Origin of the sequence: Bacteroides sp. AM44-19 (assembly GCF_003603395.1) — a bacterium.
Taxonomy (GTDB): Bacteria; Bacteroidota; Bacteroidia; order Bacteroidales; family Bacteroidaceae; genus Bacteroides; species Bacteroides uniformis.
The window spans coordinates 101,595-124,142 of record NZ_QTNB01000006.1 but is presented as its reverse complement, the minus strand read 5'-3'; the positions used below and the strand labels follow the sequence as shown (position 1 = coordinate 124,142).

36 protein-coding genes are annotated in these 22,548 nt (G+C 51.1%); 35 read left to right on the top strand and 1 reads right to left on the bottom strand.

What is annotated here, in order from left to right; all coding sequences use genetic code 11:
* The first annotated feature begins 1,760 nt into the window (after positions 1-1,760).
* The 18 genes from DW947_RS11500 (at position 1,761) to DW947_RS11415 (ending at position 11,502) form a co-directional block, all read left to right on the top strand.
* Entirely contained in the window at positions 1,761-2,333 is a 573-nt protein-coding gene (locus DW947_RS11500) for a hypothetical protein (protein ID WP_004293623.1), read from the top strand.
* A 65-nt stretch (positions 2,334-2,398) separates the two neighbouring features.
* The gene (locus DW947_RS11495) at positions 2,399-2,770 is read left to right on the top strand and encodes a hypothetical protein (RefSeq protein WP_004293624.1); all 372 of its coding nucleotides are present in this window, start codon (positions 2,399-2,401) and stop codon (positions 2,768-2,770) included.
* Between the two features lie 270 nt (positions 2,771-3,040).
* Positions 3,041-3,433 (top strand): hypothetical protein, encoded by a 393-nt coding sequence (locus tag DW947_RS11490; protein WP_004303960.1) that lies wholly within the window; start codon positions 3,041-3,043, stop codon positions 3,431-3,433.
* A 16-nt stretch (positions 3,434-3,449) separates the two neighbouring features.
* The gene (locus DW947_RS11485) at positions 3,450-3,707 is read left to right on the top strand and encodes a hypothetical protein (RefSeq protein WP_004303959.1); all 258 of its coding nucleotides are present in this window, start codon (positions 3,450-3,452) and stop codon (positions 3,705-3,707) included.
* Positions 3,708-3,856: 149 nt separating this feature from the next.
* Positions 3,857-4,069 carry a hypothetical protein gene (locus DW947_RS11480; protein WP_004293628.1) on the top strand — a complete coding sequence of 71 codons (213 nt, stop codon included), beginning with the start codon at positions 3,857-3,859 and terminating at the stop codon, positions 4,067-4,069.
* 4 nt (positions 4,070-4,073) lie between these two features.
* On the top strand, positions 4,074-4,313 hold the full coding sequence (locus tag DW947_RS11475; RefSeq protein ID WP_004293629.1) for a hypothetical protein: 240 nt from the start codon (positions 4,074-4,076) through the stop codon (positions 4,311-4,313).
* A 5-nt stretch (positions 4,314-4,318) separates the two neighbouring features.
* Positions 4,319-4,846 (top strand): hypothetical protein, encoded by a 528-nt coding sequence (locus DW947_RS11470; RefSeq protein WP_004293630.1) that lies wholly within the window; start codon positions 4,319-4,321, stop codon positions 4,844-4,846.
* Between the two features lie 40 nt (positions 4,847-4,886).
* A complete protein-coding gene (locus tag DW947_RS11465; RefSeq protein ID WP_004293631.1) occupies positions 4,887-5,984 on the top strand; it encodes a hypothetical protein in 1,098 nt (365 codons plus the stop codon).
* A 10-nt stretch (positions 5,985-5,994) separates the two neighbouring features.
* A complete protein-coding gene (locus DW947_RS11460; RefSeq protein WP_008860787.1) occupies positions 5,995-6,885 on the top strand; it encodes a hypothetical protein in 891 nt (296 codons plus the stop codon).
* Positions 6,882-7,340 carry a hypothetical protein gene (locus tag DW947_RS11455; protein ID WP_008143016.1) on the top strand — a complete coding sequence of 153 codons (459 nt, stop codon included), beginning with the start codon at positions 6,882-6,884 and terminating at the stop codon, positions 7,338-7,340. Before DW947_RS11460 ends, DW947_RS11455 begins: the two co-directional genes overlap by 4 nt.
* A 15-nt stretch (positions 7,341-7,355) precedes the next feature.
* Positions 7,356-7,631, top strand: a complete 276-nt coding sequence (locus DW947_RS11450) for a DUF3846 domain-containing protein (protein WP_008143017.1) — start codon at positions 7,356-7,358, stop codon at positions 7,629-7,631.
* A 4-nt stretch (positions 7,632-7,635) separates the two neighbouring features.
* Complete coding sequence (locus DW947_RS11445; RefSeq protein ID WP_004293635.1) at positions 7,636-8,115, top strand: hypothetical protein; 480 nt, start codon at positions 7,636-7,638, stop codon at positions 8,113-8,115.
* 5 nt (positions 8,116-8,120) lie between these two features.
* Positions 8,121-8,441, top strand: a complete 321-nt coding sequence (locus DW947_RS11440) for a hypothetical protein (protein ID WP_119958519.1) — start codon at positions 8,121-8,123, stop codon at positions 8,439-8,441.
* Positions 8,442-8,451: 10 nt separating this feature from the next.
* Positions 8,452-8,631, top strand: a complete 180-nt coding sequence (locus DW947_RS11435) for a hypothetical protein (RefSeq protein ID WP_008143020.1) — start codon at positions 8,452-8,454, stop codon at positions 8,629-8,631.
* A 12-nt stretch (positions 8,632-8,643) separates the two neighbouring features.
* Entirely contained in the window at positions 8,644-8,889 is a 246-nt protein-coding gene (locus DW947_RS11430) for a hypothetical protein (protein ID WP_004293638.1), read from the top strand.
* 28 nt (positions 8,890-8,917) lie between these two features.
* A complete protein-coding gene (locus tag DW947_RS11425) occupies positions 8,918-9,565 on the top strand; it encodes a hypothetical protein (RefSeq protein WP_004293639.1) in 648 nt (215 codons plus the stop codon).
* A gap of 43 nt (positions 9,566-9,608) precedes the next feature.
* Entirely contained in the window at positions 9,609-10,247 is a 639-nt protein-coding gene (locus DW947_RS11420; RefSeq protein ID WP_009316558.1) for a hypothetical protein, read from the top strand.
* Positions 10,240-11,502: an RNA-directed DNA polymerase gene (locus DW947_RS11415; protein WP_008143026.1), complete on the top strand. Its 1,263-nt coding sequence runs from the start codon at positions 10,240-10,242 to the stop codon at positions 11,500-11,502. Before DW947_RS11420 ends, DW947_RS11415 begins: the two co-directional genes overlap by 8 nt.
* Before the next feature lie 345 nt (positions 11,503-11,847).
* Here the strand turns inward: DW947_RS11415 and DW947_RS21725 are convergent, their stop codons facing one another.
* Positions 11,848-12,114, bottom strand: coding sequence for a hypothetical protein (locus tag DW947_RS21725; protein ID WP_181980648.1), 267 nt, complete (start codon positions 12,112-12,114; stop codon positions 11,848-11,850).
* Between the two features lie 257 nt (positions 12,115-12,371).
* Between DW947_RS21725 and DW947_RS11405 the strand changes: the two genes are divergently transcribed.
* The 17 genes from DW947_RS11405 to DW947_RS11320 all read left to right on the top strand — a co-directional run bounded on the left by DW947_RS11405 (position 12,372) and on the right by DW947_RS11320 (position 22,543).
* Positions 12,372-12,851, top strand: a complete 480-nt coding sequence (locus tag DW947_RS11405) for a hypothetical protein (protein WP_004293642.1) — start codon at positions 12,372-12,374, stop codon at positions 12,849-12,851.
* Positions 12,848-13,936 carry a hypothetical protein gene (locus DW947_RS11400; RefSeq protein ID WP_009316557.1) on the top strand — a complete coding sequence of 363 codons (1,089 nt, stop codon included), beginning with the start codon at positions 12,848-12,850 and terminating at the stop codon, positions 13,934-13,936. The genes DW947_RS11405 and DW947_RS11400 overlap by 4 nt, the downstream gene beginning before the upstream one ends.
* A gap of 362 nt (positions 13,937-14,298) precedes the next feature.
* Positions 14,299-14,478 carry a hypothetical protein gene (locus tag DW947_RS11390; RefSeq protein WP_004322731.1) on the top strand — a complete coding sequence of 60 codons (180 nt, stop codon included), beginning with the start codon at positions 14,299-14,301 and terminating at the stop codon, positions 14,476-14,478.
* A 12-nt stretch (positions 14,479-14,490) separates the two neighbouring features.
* Positions 14,491-14,778 carry a hypothetical protein gene (locus DW947_RS11385; RefSeq protein WP_004322729.1) on the top strand — a complete coding sequence of 96 codons (288 nt, stop codon included), beginning with the start codon at positions 14,491-14,493 and terminating at the stop codon, positions 14,776-14,778.
* Positions 14,779-14,791: 13 nt separating this feature from the next.
* Positions 14,792-15,517 carry a hypothetical protein gene (locus tag DW947_RS11380; RefSeq protein ID WP_008860791.1) on the top strand — a complete coding sequence of 242 codons (726 nt, stop codon included), beginning with the start codon at positions 14,792-14,794 and terminating at the stop codon, positions 15,515-15,517.
* 11 nt (positions 15,518-15,528) lie between these two features.
* A complete protein-coding gene (locus DW947_RS11375) occupies positions 15,529-16,113 on the top strand; it encodes a hypothetical protein (protein WP_008143037.1) in 585 nt (194 codons plus the stop codon).
* A 33-nt stretch (positions 16,114-16,146) separates the two neighbouring features.
* Entirely contained in the window at positions 16,147-16,383 is a 237-nt protein-coding gene (locus DW947_RS11370) for a hypothetical protein (protein ID WP_004322721.1), read from the top strand.
* The gene (locus DW947_RS11365) at positions 16,364-17,296 is read left to right on the top strand and encodes a hypothetical protein (protein WP_008143040.1); all 933 of its coding nucleotides are present in this window, start codon (positions 16,364-16,366) and stop codon (positions 17,294-17,296) included. The genes DW947_RS11370 and DW947_RS11365 overlap by 20 nt, the downstream gene beginning before the upstream one ends.
* Positions 17,296-17,643, top strand: a complete 348-nt coding sequence (locus DW947_RS11360; RefSeq protein ID WP_008143041.1) for a hypothetical protein — start codon at positions 17,296-17,298, stop codon at positions 17,641-17,643. The genes DW947_RS11365 and DW947_RS11360 overlap by 1 nt, the downstream gene beginning before the upstream one ends.
* Before the next feature lie 51 nt (positions 17,644-17,694).
* Positions 17,695-17,913, top strand: coding sequence for a hypothetical protein (locus DW947_RS11355; RefSeq protein WP_004293651.1), 219 nt, complete (start codon positions 17,695-17,697; stop codon positions 17,911-17,913).
* A 1-nt stretch (position 17,914) separates the two neighbouring features.
* Positions 17,915-18,124, top strand: coding sequence for a hypothetical protein (locus DW947_RS11350; RefSeq protein ID WP_004293652.1), 210 nt, complete (start codon positions 17,915-17,917; stop codon positions 18,122-18,124).
* A 59-nt stretch (positions 18,125-18,183) separates the two neighbouring features.
* Positions 18,184-19,206, top strand: a complete 1,023-nt coding sequence (locus DW947_RS11345; protein WP_004293653.1) for a hypothetical protein — start codon at positions 18,184-18,186, stop codon at positions 19,204-19,206.
* Between the two features lie 2 nt (positions 19,207-19,208).
* Complete coding sequence (locus DW947_RS11340) at positions 19,209-19,745, top strand: hypothetical protein (RefSeq protein ID WP_004293654.1); 537 nt, start codon at positions 19,209-19,211, stop codon at positions 19,743-19,745.
* A 15-nt stretch (positions 19,746-19,760) separates the two neighbouring features.
* Entirely contained in the window at positions 19,761-19,976 is a 216-nt protein-coding gene (locus DW947_RS11335; RefSeq protein ID WP_004303944.1) for a hypothetical protein, read from the top strand.
* Positions 19,977-19,997: 21 nt separating this feature from the next.
* Entirely contained in the window at positions 19,998-20,810 is an 813-nt protein-coding gene (locus DW947_RS11330) for a hypothetical protein (protein WP_004293656.1), read from the top strand.
* Positions 20,789-21,574 carry a hypothetical protein gene (locus tag DW947_RS11325; protein WP_119958518.1) on the top strand — a complete coding sequence of 262 codons (786 nt, stop codon included), beginning with the start codon at positions 20,789-20,791 and terminating at the stop codon, positions 21,572-21,574. Before DW947_RS11330 ends, DW947_RS11325 begins: the two co-directional genes overlap by 22 nt.
* A 69-nt stretch (positions 21,575-21,643) precedes the next feature.
* Entirely contained in the window at positions 21,644-22,543 is a 900-nt protein-coding gene (locus DW947_RS11320; RefSeq protein WP_004293658.1) for a DUF932 domain-containing protein, read from the top strand.
* Positions 22,544-22,548 lie beyond the last annotated feature (5 nt).

Below are 22,548 nucleotides of genomic sequence, written 5' to 3'. Positions count from 1 at the left end.
CCGTACAAATAAGTCGGAATCCATGTGGATAGCTTCGTTCTGTATATTCTATATGATTAAGGAACAAAACATTACAAGATTGTCCGATTGTGAAAAGCATATCCGAACATACTGAATGACAGGAATACACATCCTCCTTTTCCGTCGTCCAATCCGGTTAAGAACAGTCAATATACCGACGTGTCTCTATATATTTTTTGATGCGTTTTCAGCGTATCTAAAAAACAACTTCAAGCCGGAACCCGGAAATCGTGCAGAAAGTCTGTACACCCGTGAAAATTGAAAGGACAGGCATCCACAAATGAGAATATTTCAAAAATATGGGACATGGTGAACACCAGCACCTTAAGCAACCATGATAAATACAAGTACTTTACTGTATATTTTTTGATACCTGCTTACAGTTTCAATCCGAAAGCCGCATTTTGAGCCATTTTGGAAAACCGGACTTGAAAAAACGGCCCGAGGACAGAGACCGAATCCGCACCCGAGGGTACACCCTCCCTAATCTTTTTATTTTTATTACACCATTGAATATCAATAATTTATTAGGTTTACTTTTGTATAAAGTAAGCCTAAAAACGTCTTTTACATTATCTTTGCTTACAAATTGAAAGTAAAAAAATCTTTTCAGTCCTATTTTATCCATTTTAAGCAGCTAATAATCTGATAATCAATAGACAAAACTGATTTTGATTTTATACATACGTTGAAACGGGGCTTTTTTGATTTTTGCAAAGGAAAAATTTTTTTCAAAGAAAATCATTTTTTCTATTTTATTGATATTCAACTATTTACAAATTCACTTCGCGCGCGTGCGTTCCATATTCGCAAAAAGGCTGTTTTTGGAACGTTCCAAATTTTTTTTCTCAAAAAGTTTTGCAGTTCTGAAAAACGGTTTTATAATAGTCATGTACTCGAAAGCCAAACAAACGGCAAACAAGTACGGAGAAAAACGAATAAAAAAATAGATAGTAAAAAACAGAATTAAAAAACAGAAAAGCAAAGACCGCCGAGAGCGAGAAACAAAAACGGCGTTTACACGAAAGTGAGTTGTTGAGCCGTCAAAGGGTAACACCCGAAACAACACCGTGTGCGTTTAGGTACGCTTAAAGAGTGCGTTAAATAACCACGCTTCGCACGGGGCAATAATACCAGTATTGCCAACCTACGAAAGTAGGGAAATTTATGGAACGGGATAAATCGTATTTATTCCGAGTGCCGGAAATACGTCAAGACTTTTGCAAGTCGCTGGGAGTATTGAGAATACCGCCACTGAAAAGGACGTGCAAGAATAATGCCATAATTGCGCCCTTGTGCGCACGGAGATAAAATGCACGGTAGCGGAAAAACAGTCCGCACGGAGCTTGAGAAAAGAGCATTGCCAATGTTATGCCCATAATCACCAGCCGCCCACCGCCTTACTGTTAGCTGCCGGATTGGAAAAGATCCGGAACGTGCCAGAGAAGCGTCTTGCCGAAATTGGAGTAAAGCAGCGCAGAGCCACGACACGATGAGTAGAACTCGTGCAAAGATACGATATGCCGAAAATGCGCTCATTTGGATAGCTCTGCTATGGGGTACGTTTTAAGTGCGACAAAGTTACGAAAAATTTTGCCGTGCAGGGTGAAATGCACGGCAAATTTTTGGGCGCGTGGCAGGAAATGCCACACTTTGCGCTATGGTGCAAAGTTCGGGGTTCGACTCCCCGAGTGCCCGCAATGCGTGATTTTGCGCAGTGTTTCTAAAATTTTATCATTATGGCAACTTCTAAATTGAACAAGGAACAGTATGCAAACATCGGTTCGTTTGCAGGTATCATGTTGGTTTACAACTCTACCAACAAGGACGGTGAACTCGTGCAGACGGCACAGCACTTTTTCGGTGCGGACTTTGAGCCTGCCGACAAGTCGGACAACGAGATTTTCCGTGTGATTAAAAACATGGTCGCAACTATGTGGCACACCATTGCGGAGGAAAAGAAACTGCGTGCCGATGCCGACGGCATACGCTCGAAATTCCGTGCCACAACCCCTGCGGAAATCATCATCTGCGAGAAGTCGGGAAATCGTATCAAGAAGTACGACCTTACCGACAGCGTTTGGGCGCGTATCGGTCTTGTGCCGACCAAAGTAGACCTCGAGAAGTCAAACCGTGATTTCCAAAAGACAATCCATGCCGCTGCAAAGGCTATCCGCAACGCCATGGATTTCGCCCCGAACCTCGCCAGCCTCGAAAAGCCAACCGAGAAAACGACCAAGACCGGCAAGGCTGAAAAGGTGGCGGAACAGCCTGCCGGAACGGTTGCCGACGAAAGCAAAAAGGCGGCATAAGGGCAACGGAGTAACTGAAACCTGCCCGAAAAAGGCAAAAGGACGGCAGGCAGCCCGCTGAACGTGTGGGACTGCCTGCCCTTTTCGTATCTGCCGTCGTAAGCGCGTGTTCTTGTGACGTATGCCACGGATACGCGCTTTTCATTTCGGGCGAAAGCAACTGTAACGTGATAGGCGAAAAGAATTTCCCGGCAAAAAACGGTGCCGGGACTGTACCTCCGCCGCAGGACGGGGAGTACACCGTGGACGACCTGAAGACCGCTCTGGAAGAGTCCGAGCGGTCGCTGCATGATGCCGTCTTCATAGCCCGCCAAGTGTGGGAGAAGGACTGCGATGCCGTGAAGTTCGACATCGACGACCTTGTGCAGATAGAATCGGCATTGCAGGAGATATGCAACATCACCGCAGGAATTGACAGCGGGGACGATGGCGAGTGACATGACGCGCACACGTGCTGCGGAAACTGCGGGGCGTGCGCGCTTTTTCGGGCATTGATATACACTGTGTCAGGATTGCACCCTGAAATGCCCGCACTTTTCTAAAATTCCCTCCGATATGACTTCCTTGCGCCGTGAGGCGTTGTGCCTACCTTGTATATAACACGGTTAAGCACGGTCTGGCGTTCTGCGGAACCGCCTGCCGTGCTTCCGCTGTTATCCTGTGCGGGGAAGCGGAGAACGGATGTGCCAATAATAAAACGAATAAATATGATAGAAGTGTTTGACGCAAAGCGCACCCGCAGTTACGGGTGCTTTGCCAGTTTCAAGGCTGCCACCGATACGCTTGACAGCCTTGCCGCGACGGGACAGCTCGGAAGTGTGCCCGCTGTCAGCGTGGCGGCGTATTGCAGCGGCGTGTTACAACGGGAATATGAAGCGGTGTTTGTCGGTGGGAAATGGCGTGTGCCGAAATCTCCGAAAAGGCGGATGCCGGAAACGAGACCTGCCCGTGGGAGACGTCGGCGGAAATGGTGCAAGGAGTACGCTACGGCGGAGCTGATGTTCCGAGAAGGGTTTCCCGACCATTTGAACCGCAGTTATCCGCTCTCGGCGGACAGCCTGAGACGGTGCAACCGGAAATGCAGAATTTATATGCAATAATAAAAACGCAATGAGTATGAAAACATTAGCAGACGTGAAACGGAAAATGACGCTTGGCTCGAAGTGGCGGTGTGTCCGGCTGTTCGAGGGCGGAAAAGACCTCGGCGTGCGTGAGGTCGGGAAAGTGCAGGGTAATGCCGTGGCATTCCTCAAACCCGACGGGAAACTCTCGTGGCTATGGTGGCCAAAGGCAAAGGACGTGCAGGTGGAAGAAAACGCCTTCACCGTGCTCCAGAACGGAGTGCCCAAGCTCAAGTACATCTATGCCGGATAGGTGTTCCGGAAAAAATCATGCAAAATAATATGAATTAATAACAACTATGGGGGCGGAATGCCCCTATGCTTTTATAAACGGATAAAGAAAATGACAGAAATAACGAGAAAGCAGATATCTGGTCTGCGGGTAAAGATGTATTAACGGCTATGGGAGAGGAACATAGAATCAACGAGATAAAAGGTGTCATCATCAGCCGTGCCCTGCTCAAGGAATACGGGTATGATGGCGATATGCCCACCGACAAACAGATGCAGGTCATCGGCAACGGGTTACTTGAATACTGGGGCGTAAGCGACGGTTTCAAGGAAGCCCTCGCCAGTACAATGGAGAACATGTTCGGTGTAAAAGCAAAAGATTAGGTCTATGGAAACGAAAGAACTTACTACCCACCAGCGTGGTGTTATTCTACGCGGCATCTGCGGCGGGGCTGCATTGAAAGACAAGTCGCCGCAAATATCTGAAAACAATACCGTCATAACCTGCGCCGGAGGGTTGGAGATTTGGGACATCTGCTGCATCAGCAGTGATGCCGAAGCCTTCGGCCTGAAACCGTCCTTCGGTTATGACGGGCACACGAGAATCACTTTCACCCCCAAAGAATAAGCGGAATGAAATCATATTACTACTTGGACTACCTGCACCGTGAAATCTTCCTTGAAGAGGAGGATATTCAGACCGTTCCGGAATCAGGCAGGGCGGACGATGCCTGTTCCGCCATTGCCGAAAAGCCGTATGTCGTGGAGCAGTTCATGGCGGACTCTTTCCGGACACTCAAAGATGTGGCCAGCCGCCTGTGCGATTCCCCTGATATTAAAAGCCGCCACGATGCGCTGATGTATATCGTGTGGAGGGTGGCACTGGACATCAAGGAGTGGCGGACTCTGAGCCATAGCGAAGCCGCCGTCAAGGTAACCCGTGAGGACGGTTTCGTGTGGCTGCTTGTATCGGCGGAAAATGCCCGGAAGCTATGGGAGGCAGACGTATTCTCCCTGTACAGGCTTTATGCCGATGATTCGGAATCCCTGATCGAAAGCGAGGCGGAGCTGGAATCGACTATCAAGGGCGGATACCAGATAGGTATCGAGGTGGGGTTCGCCTCTGTAATGGACCATGCCGCCCGGATGAAGCAACAATAAAAATCGGAAACAATCAAATAACGAAATCAAGAAGAAAGGTATGGAAACAACATTATTGACAAAGGAAAATGCCCATCGTGTGACCATGGTGCGGCGTGTGGATGCCCCGGAAAGCGAACCGGTAGCGTTTCTTTTCAGGGGAAAGAGACACGGGTATTGCAGCTATTCCCATCTTGTAGGGAATCCGGGCAAGGAAGAAATCCTCGCCCCGGCGGACTTCAAGGACTGGGAAGTTGTGGAAGTGGCGCACCCGGGCTATCTGGAAGAATATTTCAAGCAGGCGTGCAGCTCCTACAACCTCACCTCCTTCTCACCCGACGAGCGGGGTGAGTCAGACATCGCCTCGCACGAAAAGGAACTGCACGAGGATTTGCAGTCGATGCCCGAGCAGCAGCGGGAACGTTACATGGAAAACTACAAACGCTATTTCTCTGCCATGATCGCCGCCAACAGCCGTTGTGCCAGCGCGATGATTACGGGACCTGCACGCTTCAACACGGGCCGCAACGAAAAGGCCTGCAACAGCCACGCCAAGAGCGTCACGGCGTTCCGGGAATGGCGAGAACGTGCACTCGAAGCGATTCGCAAGGCTACCGAAGCGGCCAAGCCCGAAGAACAGCGTCTCGAGGAGGAGTGGCAGAAGGTCAAAGCCTTTATCGACGATGCCGCCTCGACCATTCACGGTATCGATACGGGTACGGCACGAGGCTATAGCCGGGCTCTCTTCGTCAGCAACCTCGCCGGGCGACTCTCCACCTATGTCAACCATGGCAACGTGGAAATCATCGACCGTGCCGTCGCTCGTCTGCGAGAGTGGAACGACAAAGTCAAGAAACCTGTCGTCACGGCACGCCATTCAATCTTCAAGTATCCCGAACTCGTCCGCAAGGTGCGGGAAAAGCAGCAGGAACGGGCAAGCCGTGAAAATCGTGAGATTCCGTTCGATGGCGGCAAGGTGGTCTACAACTTCGAAGAAGACCGCCTGCAAATCCTCTTCGACAAAATACCCGATACCGATATGCGTACAACCTTGAAGCGTAACGCTTTCAAGTGGGCGCCACGCAACCAGGCATGGCAGCGCCAGCTCACCCGCAATGCCGAATATGCCGCCGGTCAGGTGTTGAAAATAACCATTTAATCCAGTGCCCATGAGATACATCATCGATTCACGTTATTTCGACGGGACATGCCTCACGTCGATGTCGGATGACATGCACAGCGACTACGGCGGCGAGACGCTGGAAGCACTGCGCGAAAGGGAGAAGAACCCGTACCTGGTCGCTGTATCACCGGTACGCATGACACTGCTTGTGAAGCGTTATACCCGGGCACTTTGCAAGCCCTTCCATGAAATTACGGAGGAACGTTATTACGAACTGCTGGAATGCCTGCCTCCGGCCCGCATGCAGAGCGACTGGTTCTTTGTCGGGGAACCGTATTACCGAAACCTGTACGCGCTCTGTTTCGAGTCGGACGGCAGGTATTTCCGGGCGGAACGTCCCATACGTCTTTCCAATGCGGAAATCTACCGCCAGATTCGGGAACACATGGAGAAAGTAAACCTGCATCCCGCCATCGTCAAGAAGGCTTCCTTTGTCAAATATGTCAATTGGTACAAAAAGACGGTCACCTACATACCGTACTATTTCGAGTATGGAGGTAAAATATATTTCCTGAAGAACCTCGCCACTCGGACGGGATCCGAATTTGGCGACCGCCGGGAACGGAACGAGATGGCGGCATTGCTGAGGAACCTGCGCGGAAACCGCTACGAATACTGCACTTTCTACTCCCAAAAGAAGGACATCTTCGAGTTTTTTGACTGGCTACGGAAGAACAAATACACGCTGGAAATCCAGGGCGACTTGTTCGACTTTGCGGATGACCGCTCCCACGTGGACTTTCACGGCAATGTATGCGAGTATTCGGCTGTGTTCCATTACCGCATCTATTCACGCGAGCTTTTTGGCCATATCATTAACCAGCTACGCACCGTGAAACGGTATCACGCGTGGCATAAAAGGAGGGAAATACGATGAAAATCTCAAATGAACCTACCCCATACCTCCTGCTCAAGGCAGGAACTGACAGTGCATGGGATTGCTGCGACTTTGCAATCGTGTACCTGTCAAAAGAGTGGAGACAGACACAGTCCGGCAGGCTGGAAGCCGTCAAGCCATTCAAGGATGACATCAGTTTCCAGTCTTTGAACTTTTATGACATATCGGTTGGTTTTTACCAGCCGGACGAGGACGGGATACTGGGCAGCGAGGACTTGCCGGAAGACAATAACTGGTGCTTCGTGGAACTGACCGAAACGGAACTGGAAAGGTTGGTTCCGCCGGACAATGTGCTGGTCAGCCATATCTTGGCGGTATTTGCAAACGGGGAAGCCAGATACCGGGCGTACGGCAAACATACCGACGAGCGATTCTATACTGAAAAATTCCCTTTGCAACAGATTTTGGATATACTGGCGAGTCATGAATCTTAAAATTTCAAAGCAACTATGACAGAAATCATCAAAACGGACGGAACACGCCAACCCGTGCAGCCAGCCAATGGCTCAGACTTCACGCTGGAGGAGATGCAGGCGATTGTCGGCGGCTACATCGAACTGGTGGAACTGGACGGGAGCACGACAATGGTCGTCAACGAGGAAGGCAAACTTATCCCTCTGTCCCTCAATCTTGAAGCGAGCAGGATATTCCGTGCTCATCACCCGGCGTCGAAAGACTTCATCGTTGGGGACGTACTTGTGTGCAATAACAATCAAATCAGATAAAATTATGGATAAAGAGAAAGCAAAAGCGCTCAGCAAGACCCTCGCATGCTACAAAGAATTACAAGAGAATAACAGTGTAAACCTGATCGAGTTCCATACCGCTGACGGGCAGAAACACGGTATCGGCAACCCGGAAGCCATCAAGCTGTTGCTTTCGGTGGCCGTCATCGAACTGGAACGCCAGCTCCGGACCGCACAGTTCGGTGATATTCCGGAAAGCCTGGAGAACAGCCGCGAGTACAAGGCGGCCAAACAGCTGGAATACGCCATGAACGATTTGGGATTCAAGTCCGAACGTTTCGCCCAGGCTCTTCCTTATTTCCACAAGACACTGGAACAGACATTCTTCAGAACGGTAAAGGCTTCCATTACCGCTATGGCAGGGCGTGATTCACGCTGCATTGACGACCGCAACCGTGCTTCATACGAGATGTGTCAAATGCTGGCCTCCATGCTGGAAGATACCCGTCTGCCCTTTATCTAAATGCCATGTTCATAGACGAGAGGACACAAAACCGCTTCCATGCCGTGCCGGGAGAGAGTATCTCCCACGGCACGATGCGCACGCAGGACCTGATTCCGGCGTTCTTGGACGTTATCCGTGACACACCGGAGTACGTGCAGGTGATGAATGCCATCCCCGCCCATGCCATGGAGGACAAAGAAGCAGACTGGTGGAACAGCGATGACGCGGCGGGATTGCTGGAATCGCTGTTCGACACGCTCGATAGTTACTCACCGGAGGGGTACTATTTCGGTGCTCATCTCGGTGACGGGTCCGATTACGGATTTTGGAAAATGGACAAGTGAATGTCGGAACATGGTACGGATTACAAAAGACAAGCGGCATGACATTCTCAAAGACGGGATTTGTATCGGGCAAATCTATCTTGCCCGTGCCGAAAGCAGGAAATTAAGATACTGGGCAATCTCTTGCATGAGTGGAATCGGCTTCAACACTTTCAATGAAGCCCGCAGTTATGCCAAGGATTTCCTTTAATAAAAGAATCGCATGAAAAATTGGATACAACAGATGCTTTTGTGGCGTAAAAAGACGGACAAGGGCAGAATGACACTCGGAAAGGTGCAGAAAGAGTATCGCGAGAATGACGTATGCATGGGAGAACTCCTTGATGCCCTTCCCGCCGACGGCCTTTCCATAGAGGAAGCTTTCGAGCTGGCTATCACCGCCAAGAAGTGGGCGGACGGAGACCGTTTCTACCGGAGTATCAACGATGGAGAACCGGAAGAATTGTAAGGTAAATAACAATAAACAATAATGACAAATGAGCAGATATGATTTTATAAGATTCGGCGGCTTTGTCAACTGGGCGGACGAGGACACGGACACGTTCCGGAAAATGAAAGTCTGCCTGCCGGTAAAGGAGCCTGTCGAAGATGACACGAAAATAGGACTGATTTCCACGGACGAGGACAATCCGGAAGAAATCGCGGTTTCCTATTCCGTCAGGGCAGCCGAACTCATCCCTTGGACGGACTCATTCCAGGAAGGATACTGGAAAGCCCTGATAGTGGCAGAGGCAAACGGAGCAGGCACGGACGTATTGCTGCCCATGCTCAAAGATGCCGGACTATGCCTGATGGAATGTGTCTTCCTGATGCTCCGGAGCGATGCCTGCAAACTGTTTCCGGTCCTGTGCCGGCTGTTCCCGGAAGTGGAGGAAATGTTTGAGATTATCACATGGAATGACAGGGAATATTTTGTCAGGGAACTGACGCTGTTCCGTGGAACGGGCGGGGAATACAAAACCCTAGTCTCTGTAACGGGTCTGCAAGACGTGCTGGTCGGCAAAGACGGCGCACCCATATCGGACGAGGCGGAGGCCGTGGACCGGAAAATCTGCTATTACTTCACGGACGAGGAGTTCCTGCTGCCGGAAGAGCGGCTTGTAGCCCTTGCGGAGGATGCGTGAGAAATCATAATGTATGTACAAAGACCAGAAAATGAATAAAAGAATGAACAAACAGCAAACCACTCCCGTTACCGACACTTTTAAGGGGATGCTACTTATGTCAATGGGTGTCCCTGTAGGAAACATCCGTCCCTACCGTTTGAAGTCGGCACCTTCCTGCCTCGGCGGTTTCGAGCGCATGAGCGTAGCGGCAGCACGAGCCTCGGGAATGGATATCCCGGAGACGGAGAAAGAGAACGATGAAGTTTACATATGCCGCTTGGGACCCGCCGTCTTCCATAAATGGATGCCTGTCTGGATGTTCGAAACCGCTTTCGAACCGGTTCCCGAGCAGAGACGCGGTGACCGCATCCGAACACTTACGGAAGAGATGAACAACCATCACGTGGCGGAGAAAGCCCTGAATGAAAAATGTTACGCCCTGTCCGTGGAGCTGCTTTCCGAGTGTGGCGGCAGCCTTGATGACAACGGTGAACAATCCTCGACCTATCTCCATGTTGTGGACCGTGACCCCGTGGAACTGGTCATCACGAACGCGTCGCTCCGGAAAGACGGGAAAATCTTCATCATGGGTTACAGTTACTACACGGGCGAGGAGTACGAGCAGGAATGTGACGTAGAATCCGGCATGGACATACTGAATTTTATCCTTTCCCAAAAAAGTTTTGAGTGCTATGAATGAAGACAAGATATTGCAAATGTTCTTCGACATAGGCCAGTGGACGAAGGCCATTGAGAAAGGCGTGCTGAAAGACATTAGGAAAGACCAACTTATTCGGCTGACCGACGAGCATACCCGTATGGCGATGGCCTATGCCATGCGCCGGGGAAAGTACGAGATTTCCCCTCCCCACACGGCGCAGATACCCAAGGACAACGGTGAGTTCCGCACAGTGTACGTAAACGAGCCGATGGACCGCGTAGTACTGGGTATCGCCAACGACCTGCTCTTCGAGTTGATGCCGGAGATGCTGCACTCTTCGTGCAAGTCCTACCAGACCGGTATAGGGTGCGGCAAGGTAGTTACGGAAGTCAGCCACCGGATGACAGAAACCGGCAATAGCGGCTGTCTGGGCTGGAAGTCCGACCTTTCCAAATACTTCGACAGTGTTCCGATACGGTTCATCGACGAGGCGTTCGACAAGGTGGAGGCCAAACACGGCCAGTCTGCCCTGATAGACGTACTTAGGAAATATTACCACTCGGACCTCTATTTCGATGAAGATAACCGGTTGCAAAGCAAGTATCAATCCTTGAAACAGGGTTGTGCTGTGGCTAGCTGGCTGGCGGATGTACTGCTCTACGACCTAGACAGGGAACTGTCACAAATGAACGGCTACTACGTCCGGTATTCCGACGATATGCTTTTTATCGGCAAGGATTATGAAAAAGCGATGGACACACTCCAAAAACGCCTGGAAGATAAATCCATGAAGCTAAATCCCAAGAAAGTGGAATACCTGGCAGCCGATGTCTGGTTCAAGTTCTTAGGATTCAGTATCAAGGGCGGCATGGTCTCGCTCTCGTCATCACGCATCAAGACCTTCCAGCACGAGATCGAGCGGCGGACAATCCGCTGCCGGGACACGACACTGGCAAAAGCCGTGGACGCCGTGAACCGTTACCTGTACAAGGGCGAGTTCAGCTGGGCGATACAGGTATTGCCGGTCTGTAATGTGAAGAGTGACCTCAACGAGCTGAACAAGTTCGTGATGGACTGCTTTAGAGCCATTCAGACGGGCAGGTGCAAGATCGGCGGTCTGGGATATGTCCGAACCAAACCGGATGGCTGCATCGTCCGGGGACGGGGACGCAACGTGAAGGCCAACCGCGATAAAACAGACCGGGACATACCGGGTTACCTGACTGTCGGCTGCATGCGTAACGCCCTTCTGACCAGCCGGGCGGTGTACAACACGCTGGTGGCATCGCTATAAGTTACGCCGGGCACACAGCAGAACGGGTGGACGGGCAGGCTATTCAACGTTACAGGCTTATAACCAGAATCCATATCGAGATTAACCGGTCTAACACCCGGTTAATCCCATCTCGATTCTGGCTGCGCCTGTAATGTATCGGGAAATTAAAGTCATGTGCCGTCTGTCCCGCACCCGTTACCGGAGCACACCGGGAAAGTTCAAGGAATAGGTTTGGGCATCCCGCGTACCAACGTCTTCTTTCCGAGTCTGAAGGCGGCTGACCGTCGCCTTCGGACTCCGCAGAAGACCCATACGCGGGATACATCGGAAGCATAAAGCCATGTGCCGGTATTATGAGAACTTTCAGTCTTTTCCAGCACGGGAACGTGCGGTTCGGGGGAATGGATTCAGCCTGCTGTCCCCGATAAGCCCGTCTCGCGCCGTCGTATCCCTAACGTTATACGACGGCGCCATTCCGGCTTCCGCCACAGCAGACATCGGACCTGTAAAGGAACGTGCCGGCATTCCGGGAACCGCAAAAAGAACAGCACAGGGCAAAGGGGGCAAGGCCGGGATTTCAACAGAGCCGCAATTCACACGGCTGGAGCCTGTGTCATCTCCTGCTAACACGACAGATGACACAGGTTCCAGCTGTACTCGCGGCCCGTATCAGGTTTTTAAAGGGATGTGCCGTCCGGATGAGTCCCCTGAACAGAAGGTAGCGCGACCGCATATGCACGAGGGACCCAAATTCAAGATACAGTATTCAAGCTTGGTCCTGAGCCAGGCAACTACCTGGTTCAGGACCGAAGTCCTACTGTATTTATCAGGACTATAAAGATACGCGCTAGGGGTTTGAGTGCCATTAATTGTAAACAGGTGAGAAAATGGAAGATATTTACCGAGAAACCGTCACCGCCATAGAGAACGGCGCAAATTTCCGGATTGATTTCCAGTCCAGAAGTTTAAAAGTAAACGGGAGACACATGATACGGAACGGCAGGTATGATGGCGCTCCGTGGTTGCCGGAGTACGGCTGCGGGGATTTTTTCACGGATGTGGAGGAGCTGTACCGCCGCTATAAACATTCGATACCATCGGAGCGCAGCCAGAGCAAGTCCCGCCGGTATTTCATGGCATTGCCCGAAAGTGACCTCGAGGACGGGGACATGCTGTACGGGCAACACCGGGATACCGCGCAATTCGAGCTGGAATTCTATATCCTCTGCCGGATTATAGGCGGGTTCACATGGAATCCCGAAACGATGGGCAAATGGTTCTGGCAAAGCGAAAAAGACAAGGACCTGGTGATACTCAGAAAATGGGTGGAACCCGGAAGTAATCAACTATTAACAAATTCACAATGAGCAGAAAGAAACAAGAAACAAAAGTCCTGTGCCCCGGATGCGGCACGGAATTCGCCATCGCGGACAAGGAATTTGCCGCCACGGGCACCGTTATCGGCAAGAATTCGGATTTGGGCACCGTCTATCTGGTGGTGGCCGGCCATAATTCTCCCGCCGGACTTCCCAAAGGGGCGCGGGAGCGTATCGAGGCACTCCGCGGTGCCGGTGTGGACGTGAGCTGCCTGTTCGCCATGCAGGGAGCCGAGGGCGGCGAGTATATCGCCTCCAACAAAGACGGGAAACTTACCATCCTGGATGACAACGACCCGATATTCGGCAGCATCATGGCACAGGGTACCGTTCCCAACAACCGACTCTTCCGCCGGTGGGTCATGGCACAAATGTTCCATATGATGTCATACACGCATTACCGTGAAAAAGAGCCGGCAGGGGTGACCGAGATGATTCACCGGAAAGGCTATGATTACCAGTGGAAAATGCTCTTGAACGAGCTGCACGCCCAGATGAAGATGGAACACAAGGACATCACGGGTTTTGCCGAGAGAAACCGCTGGTTCAACCGTGATGTGGTTTTGGCCATCGCGAGCGACTATGTCAACGCGCTGAAAAAACACGTGGGCAACCTGGAAACAAGAAAATGCAAGGGAGTTCCCTACAAGCGTATACACGGCCGTAATATTTTCGTGGAGGACCTGCAATCCAAACTGTACTACCCGCTTTCCATCGCGATAACCCACATCAGGCACGCGTTGGACGCCACACAGCTTTACAACGCGGTCAGACAGTTCAATGACCGTCGTATCCGGCTGCCATGGGGCACTCCTCAAAGCAAGGCATGGATGGATGCCTATAAGGGAGCCGGGGCGTTCTTTACCATGCAGAACCTGATTCGTTTCCACGGTTGCACGGCTGTCAATGACCGGGGTCGGCGTCTGGACAAGTACCAGTCACTGGCGTTCCTGTCAGCCAAGGCGGAAGAGTATAAAAACGGAGAAGGCTGGCGGTTGCTGGCAGTCCTGAAAAAAATGCTGGCGGACAACAATATCAACATCAAAAAGAAGATGGCGGCATGGCGTAAGAAATAGGCCGTCATCTCCATCCGCCCGGTAGGCGGCACGGTGTGGCGGGTCAGAATAAATTAGTACTCCCTCCATTGAAATGATGCTCATCCCTGTTAACACAAGATGAGCATCTTTCAATGGAGGCATTACATCGAAAACGTAAAGAGATGCCCCTGTTTGACGACCACACCGCTATTCTAATCAAAACGACATAATCCTTTATACGATGAGCAAGAAACAACTACGACGCAGGGCCTACCTGCTGTACCGGTTACGAAAACAGGGTATCCGATGCCTGACACGTTGCCGGACCATCTTCTACCCTTACGGGGAGGATCCTAAATCAGTACCGCAGATCTGCAGCCTGATAAGCGAATTCCATTTCCATGTCCAGTTTGAAATACCCGCCTGACATGAAACCGGGAGACATTGCAACGCTGAAAGTGCCCTACAAGGGCTATCGCCGTATAGAGCTGTTGGAACGGCTCCAATACACCTGGCTGGTACGCATCTGCGAGAGCGGGAAGGAGATCGAGGTCTATGAAGACGAGTTCGAAACGGATTAAAGGCACGGAACAATGAAAGGAGAACAACAGGAAGAACGCATACCGAACTTTATCGGCAATGCCGTCATTATCCTCACAGCCGCCCATCTGGGCTGCGAGGTGGAGATGCTCGCCACCGCACAGGAGGTGTGGCGGACGAAACGCCTGCCCGAGGCGGTACTGCTGGGCATGTACGAAAAGGCCGCATGCGATGCCGTGTCGGCTGTCCGGAAGAGAGGTCTGGCGGAACAGGCTGACCGTCTCGGAGAGATATTTTACAGGACGGGGGAATTTCCCCCGCCGGAAGAAGACAATACATAAAAAGGAGTAACAAATGAAAACAAGGACTTTTCAGGAAATATATGATTTCTGCCGTACGGACGATACCTACCGGAGCTATTTCGAGGCATCGGACGAGTCCCGCATTACCGGAGCAAGGGCAAGAAAGTACTATTACGGCGACATCCGCCGAGGCCAGTGCCGCGTGGGGACATTCATCTACTGCCAGTCGATGCGGCAGCTTGAAAGGTTCCTCGAGGGCGCAAGGCAGGACCACTACATCCATGTTGACCCGCCGGCCTGCCGGGAAGTGAGCCTCAAGGACGATATGTTCCCCGGCCAGACCGCCTATATCGTGGTACATGTCAGGAGGCAGGGTGTGCAGATTGAAATCGAACACCCGTTGCATGGTGGATGGGTGCATTTCACGGCACGCTCCCACCGTCCCTTCACCAGGGAGGGAATCATAGCCGAGGCGAAGTCCTACATTGACAGCCACATCCTGCTGGCACCGGGAAGATACCGGGACTTGCAGCTGGAACATATGGTTTCCAAGGAACAGTTCCCCGCATGGTACAGGCAGTATAAAATGAGGCTGCACGACCGGGCGGAAGCCGAACATCGGGATATGGTGGACAGATACAGGCACAGGAACGACCTTACCTACGGAGAAGCCCGTGACATGCTCGCGGCTTCGGGTATATTCTTCGACCTGAACTGCGACGAGTTCGAGCGGGACGAGATTACGGAACAATTTGTAAGACTTTGTAACAAAACATAATACCCAGGCAAATGAATCTATATAATCAAATCAAATATAACGGGTATCGCATCAACATCTATTATGATGATGACGCCCGAAGCCCGCGTGAAGCGTATGACAATCTCGGTACGCTTTATACGGCACATCGTCGCTACCGCCCGGAGAAGGAGTTTGATGACCACTTCGATATCGACAAGGTTTTTGAAGGGCATATCGGAAATTTCCGGGAATCGTTCCTGAAGGAATATATCGCCCTGCCGGTCTACCTCTACGACCATGGCGGCATTACAATATCCACCTCGCCGTTCAGCTGCCCGTGGGATTCCGGATTTTTCGGAATCATCGCGGTACCGTTGGACAAGGTGCGCCGGGAATACGGGTGGAAGAACATCACCGCGAAACGCAGGAAGCGGATCGAGGGATACCTGCAAGACGAAATCAGTACCCTTGACAACTACTATACCGGGGAAGTTTTCGGGTATCGCATCATGCCGGAAAGTGACGATGACAATGAACTGGACAGTTGTTGGGGATTCTATGGTACGGAATGTATGAAAGAACTGGAAGCCGAATGCAGGCATATTATCGACGGGCAGAACAAAGCGGCAGCATAAAATAGAAAAATACGCATAATAACTGGAAATACAATGAAGACATCATACGGACTTGAATTTGACACGGTAACAGAAATCAATCCTGAATGGAGCGACTATGACAAGACGATAGCAGGATGTCACCTGGCCAATGCCAGGGTGGTCATCGTGGATACGGAATACGGGCAACCGATAGACAATGAGCATGACCTTGAAGAAATCTACCGGATTCTCGAAAAGAAAAAGACAGGCCATACTAAAAATGAACGACATGGAAGAAAAACGAGATAACAAGGAAATCAGGGTACGCCTGCACCATATCGACCGTGGAAACTGCACGGAAGTATGGGAGGTGCAGACAGAGAAGGGGAAGCCCAGACGCTATCTGGGACGTGACGACGGTTATGGACCGAAGGAGTGGTACACGCTCTGCGATGCTCCCTACGGCTATTGCGAACGCGACTGCCATGTGAGGGAGGACCTCACCCTCATTGTCTGCGACAAAGATTGGAACGAGGTGTTGCGAGACGGAACGGACAGGGAACGCTTTCCTGAAAGTTTCCCTTCACTGGATGAAGCCTGCAACGAGGCATGGAGCAAGGTCGTGAAAGTGCTTCCGCATGTCACGCACAAAGGTTTCGGGCAGTGGATCACCAAACAGTCATTCCTCCCGCTCAGCCAGACCGAAGAATTGAATTGGCGGGATAGCTACTATGAGGAAGAAGCGAGTGAGATACTCTCACGTTTTACATGGATCGGTGAAGAGTATGCCATATTCAAGGTTACCCAGAGGCACACCAAGTGCGACGCCCAATGGTACGAGTATTACGCGGGGAAGACAAACCGGCAGGAACACGAGTGGTATACCCGTTTCTTCGGTTACGAGTACCATGACCGGCATATCAGCGACGTACTCCGGACACTCGGAAGGCGGTGCGACGACATCATCCGTACTGCGGTGGAAACCCGCACGGACCACTATTACGGGCGTACGGTTTCCTGTTTCATGGACGAGTTCATCGGTTACGACCTGTCCCATGAACAGGTCCGTGACGCCAAGGAATGCAGATTGCGCAAGGCACGGGAAGACTACGACGAAGCGAACGCCTACTATTACAAACTGAAAGAGAATGAGGAAAGCATCCGTGGTATCGAATTGATGCTGCACTGCATAAGACAACAAATCCGAAAAATGAAAAGATAATGGCCAGAAAACTACATGTAGCCAGAGTTTGGCAAATCGAATACAAATATCCGGGTATGTATGGCGGGGACGGTCAGGATATCTTTTATGATATCCTGACAATGTTCGAAGTTGATAACTCCGCAGAAGACGCCTATACCGATGACTTCGAAATAGCCCGTTCGGGTCTGCAGCAGCTAAGAAAACATATCTCAGAACAGGATGAAACCTTCCGGCAGAATGCCGAAGAATTTTATTCCTGCCTGGCAAAGGTCGGGATGGACCGGGAAAAGTTTATCGAAGTACTCGATTGTCTAATCAACGGCAGTGACCAAAGCGATGCCTATGTGCATGTCTCATGGTTTTAATGATATGCCATGAAGGCGTTTCGAGCAAACCTGCCGTAACATCAAACCTGTATGAAACCTAAAGATAACGGGCTGGCCAACCTTCATGACCGGAAACGTGAGGAACGCGGTTTCTGCTGCATGCAACTGATCATATTCCTTACAGACAATGGAGTGAAGAGCTGGGATGAATGGCACCGGGCGCATACCGACGCGGCCCGGGGCGAATGCAGATACCGCAAGCGGTGCCCGGTTTATGGACGTAGCAAACATTTAATGAACAATAAATAATATGGTACTTAATATTGTAAAAAACGACCTGCCTGCCTCATGCATTGCAGAATATGTAAGATGCGTATTTGACAATGCCAAAGTAAACATCAAAGATGAAAATGCAGTATCCGTCGACATCGAAGTGACCGGAAAGAACGAGCTGCACTCTTTGGAAGGATTAAAAGAGTTGGAATACTATTTTAAAGATTATGACATAAGAATATGGTGACCGCCATGCAACGGGCGGCAAACCGGAAATTGTTCAACTACAGATAAAAAACAAGCAACATGGAACAGGAAAAACCTACAAAGCCGGAAACAGACAGAACCTTTCCGGAAGACGATGACACACTTTACCGTGAAATGACAGTGCACATGCCCCGCTGCTATTTTCCGACTTCGCTAGGCGAGAACAGTATCCTCAAATTTGCCGGAGAGGAATTCCGCCGCGTCAAGAATATTGTCTGCCGGCGCTACAACTTTAACGAGGACAAATATATCCGGGAGAACGCCGGCGTATCCCCTTTCGACTCTGTTCGAGGCAACTTCGAGCAGGAAGTGTACAGACGTCTCCGTAAGGATTATGCGCACCTCAGTATCATCTCCATCAGAAGATCACTTATGGAGAAAATCCGCGACGCCGTGAAGAAGGAGAACAACATCATCGGCACGTTCTACCGCAACTGCGGCGTACATTACCGGGAGGCGGAATCAGCGGAGTATGAAACCTCCCCGATAGTGGTGGTCCACAATTCCGCTTTTTACGGATACGGCGGTTATGAAAGTGCGACCGTTTATGAACTTTTCATCGACGGGAACGGCAAACTGCTCTGCACGCTCAACGGCGAAGCCGGCGAGGATTTCGATGAGCCCATCGGACAGGTACAGACCGAGGGATTGCTTGAGATTGCCCACTGGCTGGAAGAACACGGGTTCATCTCCGCTGATGTCAATGACGACGAGATTGTCGTATGCGAGGGGTGCGGTTCAGACAATATACAGACCCAGGCATGGGTGGATCCGAATGCCCGTACATTCATCGGTACCACGGGTATAGACCGCTATGATAACTGGTGCGACGAATGCGAGGACCATCAGCCATTCTGTACTTTAAAAGAGTTCAAAGAACGCATGGAGGAATGGTGGAACTCGTTGGACGCAAATCAAATGGAACAGATCACGGGTTGCCGTCAGGACAAGTGTCCGGCCGGAGACAACCATCAGGGGTTTGCCGAAACCTGCAATGAATGGTGGGAAAACAAGGGCTATGACGAGAAACGTAAAATCTGGAAAGAACATAATGACTGCTGATTATGATTTACAATCTTCTTAAACGCATACAGAACCTGTTGGCTTCCAAGCCGTCCGGGACAAAGGAGGAACAGGAAATCCTGAGTCTGGTCAGCCAGGCGCTTCCTGCAATGCTCAATGGGCATGATACGGAAACACTTGCCGCCAATGAGCTGCTGGTACGGATATGCCCCGACACCAAACGGCCGGTCCTCGTATGCCATAACGGCAACGGGCAGTGCCTGTGCCTGCACAATGGGACGACGGAAGAGGATGCCGTCGACGTGGACTTATGGCTGCGTTCCAACGGTAGAGAGTGTAACGGCTACAACAAGTTGCAGGAGGCTGTCGTGGACCTTGCCTACAATGCCGGGGCGGACAACCTGTGGGAGGACAGGGACTCCCGTGCCGTCAATGCCGAGATCGTCCAGTGGGCGGAAGAATTCGAGACTGAGCATGCGGGCACTGATTGGGATGCGGAGGACTACTTCCTTGCCATCGACAGGTTTTACAAGGAAAAGACAAAACAAATGAATCCGGTTACAATACCGGCGAACTGAAAAAATGGCAACCGAATGGACAAGGAAATTGCAGAAGAAATCATCCGGGAAAACCGTTATCCGTCCGGATATGACATACAAGACTATCTGTTTGACAATGAGGATACTGTGCTTTCTCTGGAGGACGGAACGGAGCTGCTTGATGACTTCGACCTCTGGAAAGAACGTTCCGACCTCGAACTTGAAAAAATCATGGACCGGAACTACTGGTCCTCGACTGGTGGATATTAGATTAAAAACAGGAATATAATTATGGTAAGAGAACTTTATCAACGGCTCAGGGAATATTTCAACAACTTACCCGAACCGACAGAAGAGGAAAGACAATTTATCCGGGAGCTGAACGCCGGGTATTTCCCTATCACGTCCGTCCACCGCGATGACCTGGAAGGACAAGGTTTCGATGTGGAAAAGATCAGCGATGACGACATGCAGAATCTGGCGGAAAAGATGGCCGACGATTACTGCGAACAGTTGTTCTGGCCCAGCATGGAAATCATTGCCGGAGAAATCCTGAGTTTCCCGAAAGTAAAAACAAAAGACATTATCTGTCCGAAATGCAATTCGGAAAATATCCGTTATGATATTCACGAAAGTCGGTTCCACTGCGGCGAGTGTTCCCTGGCATGGGATGACAAGTTATATGCACTCGTGGAATTTCCCGAGGAAAGTGCTCCTTTCGAGGAAGAAGGAACCGGTTATCCGGCATGGGGAAGCGGGGAGAACGGGGCGCTTTACGTGCCCGAGGAAGACTATATACGCCATACCGGCAAATCTCCCGAACGGGACAAGTGTTACCGTGCCGTGTGTTGGCCGGACTCCCAGAAATACATGGGAACGAAAGGTTGTGAACCCATACAGGATGAAAACGGGATACGGGATTTCGGCACATCGGCATACTGGGTGCCGCTGCTTCTGACGGAAGAAGCGGCAGAGCGACGAATGGACAAGAAAAAGGTACCGGTATGCCCCGAATGTGGGGGCACAGATATTGACATTCTGAGTGACGAGGGCGTGGCCGTATGCAATGACTGCTGCCTTGAATGGCCTTACGCGGAGGATTGAGAATGGAAACGGTAGATGTTTATACGGAACGAGGCGACCTGGTCACCTGTTCCGATTGCGGCAAGGTGATGCTCCTGCCGTATGGAGCGGATAAATGTCCCGCCTGCAAGAAAGAAGGTTGCCTGGTATGGACGGACGAAAGCTTGCGGGAAGCCGATATCGACTCCCTGCTCGAGAGGCACTGTAACCTGCACCAGAAGAGCGAACTGCAACCGGAGGAGTATCTTTCACTTTCCATACTGGTGACCGAGTATATTCCATATCTGGCCGATAAACCGCAGACAGCGCGTGAACCCCTGTTCCTACTCCTTGAAACCGGCTCTCTTTTCGAGAAATACTGGCGGGATACAAGATGCTTCCAATCCGAAAATATCTACACGCCCGCCATCAAGACACTGCTTGACAAACTGGACGTGAAACTGCGAGAGGGCGACACGATTCCGGTAGAATACCAGGATTGCCGCTCCCTGGAGGACTTCTTCAGGGTCGTTGCCGGCGAGCGTCCGGCAAAGGAAGAGGTATCGTTTTCTTCAGATAAGGAGGGAAACTATTATTTCAACGGACGCAAGGTCAAGGTGGAAAATTCTGACGAGTACGCCTACCGCCTGCTGAAAACCAAAATACAGACGAGCTACCGGCGTCCGGTAGATTTTTACTTCCGCTTCCTTGCCCGTTTCGGACCATACGGAACTTATGGCAACGTGTATTACCCGAGTATCACGGACCTGATATGCAGGCGTTACCTGCCTGAAACCGCAAAATGAATTCCGGAAAGGCGATGGACAACGGTTCACCGCCTTTCTTATTGTATAACTTTTTTAATATCAATCATTATGGCAACAGCATTAGCAACAACGGCCGCCCCCGTGCAGTTCGATTTCCAGAACAACAACGTCGAGGTGATGACGCTCGACACGCTCCGGCGCACACACAAGGAAAATGACATCTATGGCAACCCGCTCAAGGGAATCTACCATTACGAGGTGATAGAGCGCATGGCGGACATCTGCCAGAAACACAACCTGAATTACGAGGTGGAGGAAATCTTCGCCGCCCAGAACAAGAACAAGGCACAGCCCGGCGTGGTCGTCCTGCCCCAGGTGGAACAAAAGTACGGGGCGATGGCCGTCGAGGCGCATATCCTGCGCCGCGTTTATACGACCATCCGCATTAAGGAATGGGAAACGGACGAGCTGACCACGACGCTTGTCATCGCCTTCCATCAGGACGGCATCCAGGCGGCCATCGGCCCGTGCGTCAGGGTGTGCCACAACCAGTGCATCCTCTCCCCCGAACGCAGTGTGTCGAACTACGGGAAAGACAAAGTCACCACCGAAGAGCTTTTCGGTCGTGTAGACGAGTGGCTCTCGAACTTCGAGGTACAGATGAACGAGGACAGGGAACGCATCCGCCGCCTGAAAGCGAAAGTAATTACCCCGGTGGAGATGTACGCCTACATCGGATTGCTGACAGCATTGCGCGTATCGCATGACAGTTCCGACAAGCGTCTTTCGTCCAAGGTGGAGACCTATCCCCTGAACCAGTCCCAGATTTCCATCTTCACCGAGGACCTGCTCAAACTCACCGAAGAGAAGAAGACGCTCACGGCGTGGGATATCTATAACGTGGCAACCGAAATCTACAAGCCCGGACGTACGGACATTCCGGCCATGATTCCCCAGAACGGGGCGCTGGCCGAGCTGATGCTCTCGGAAGGGTTGCCGGAATCTTAAAAGGC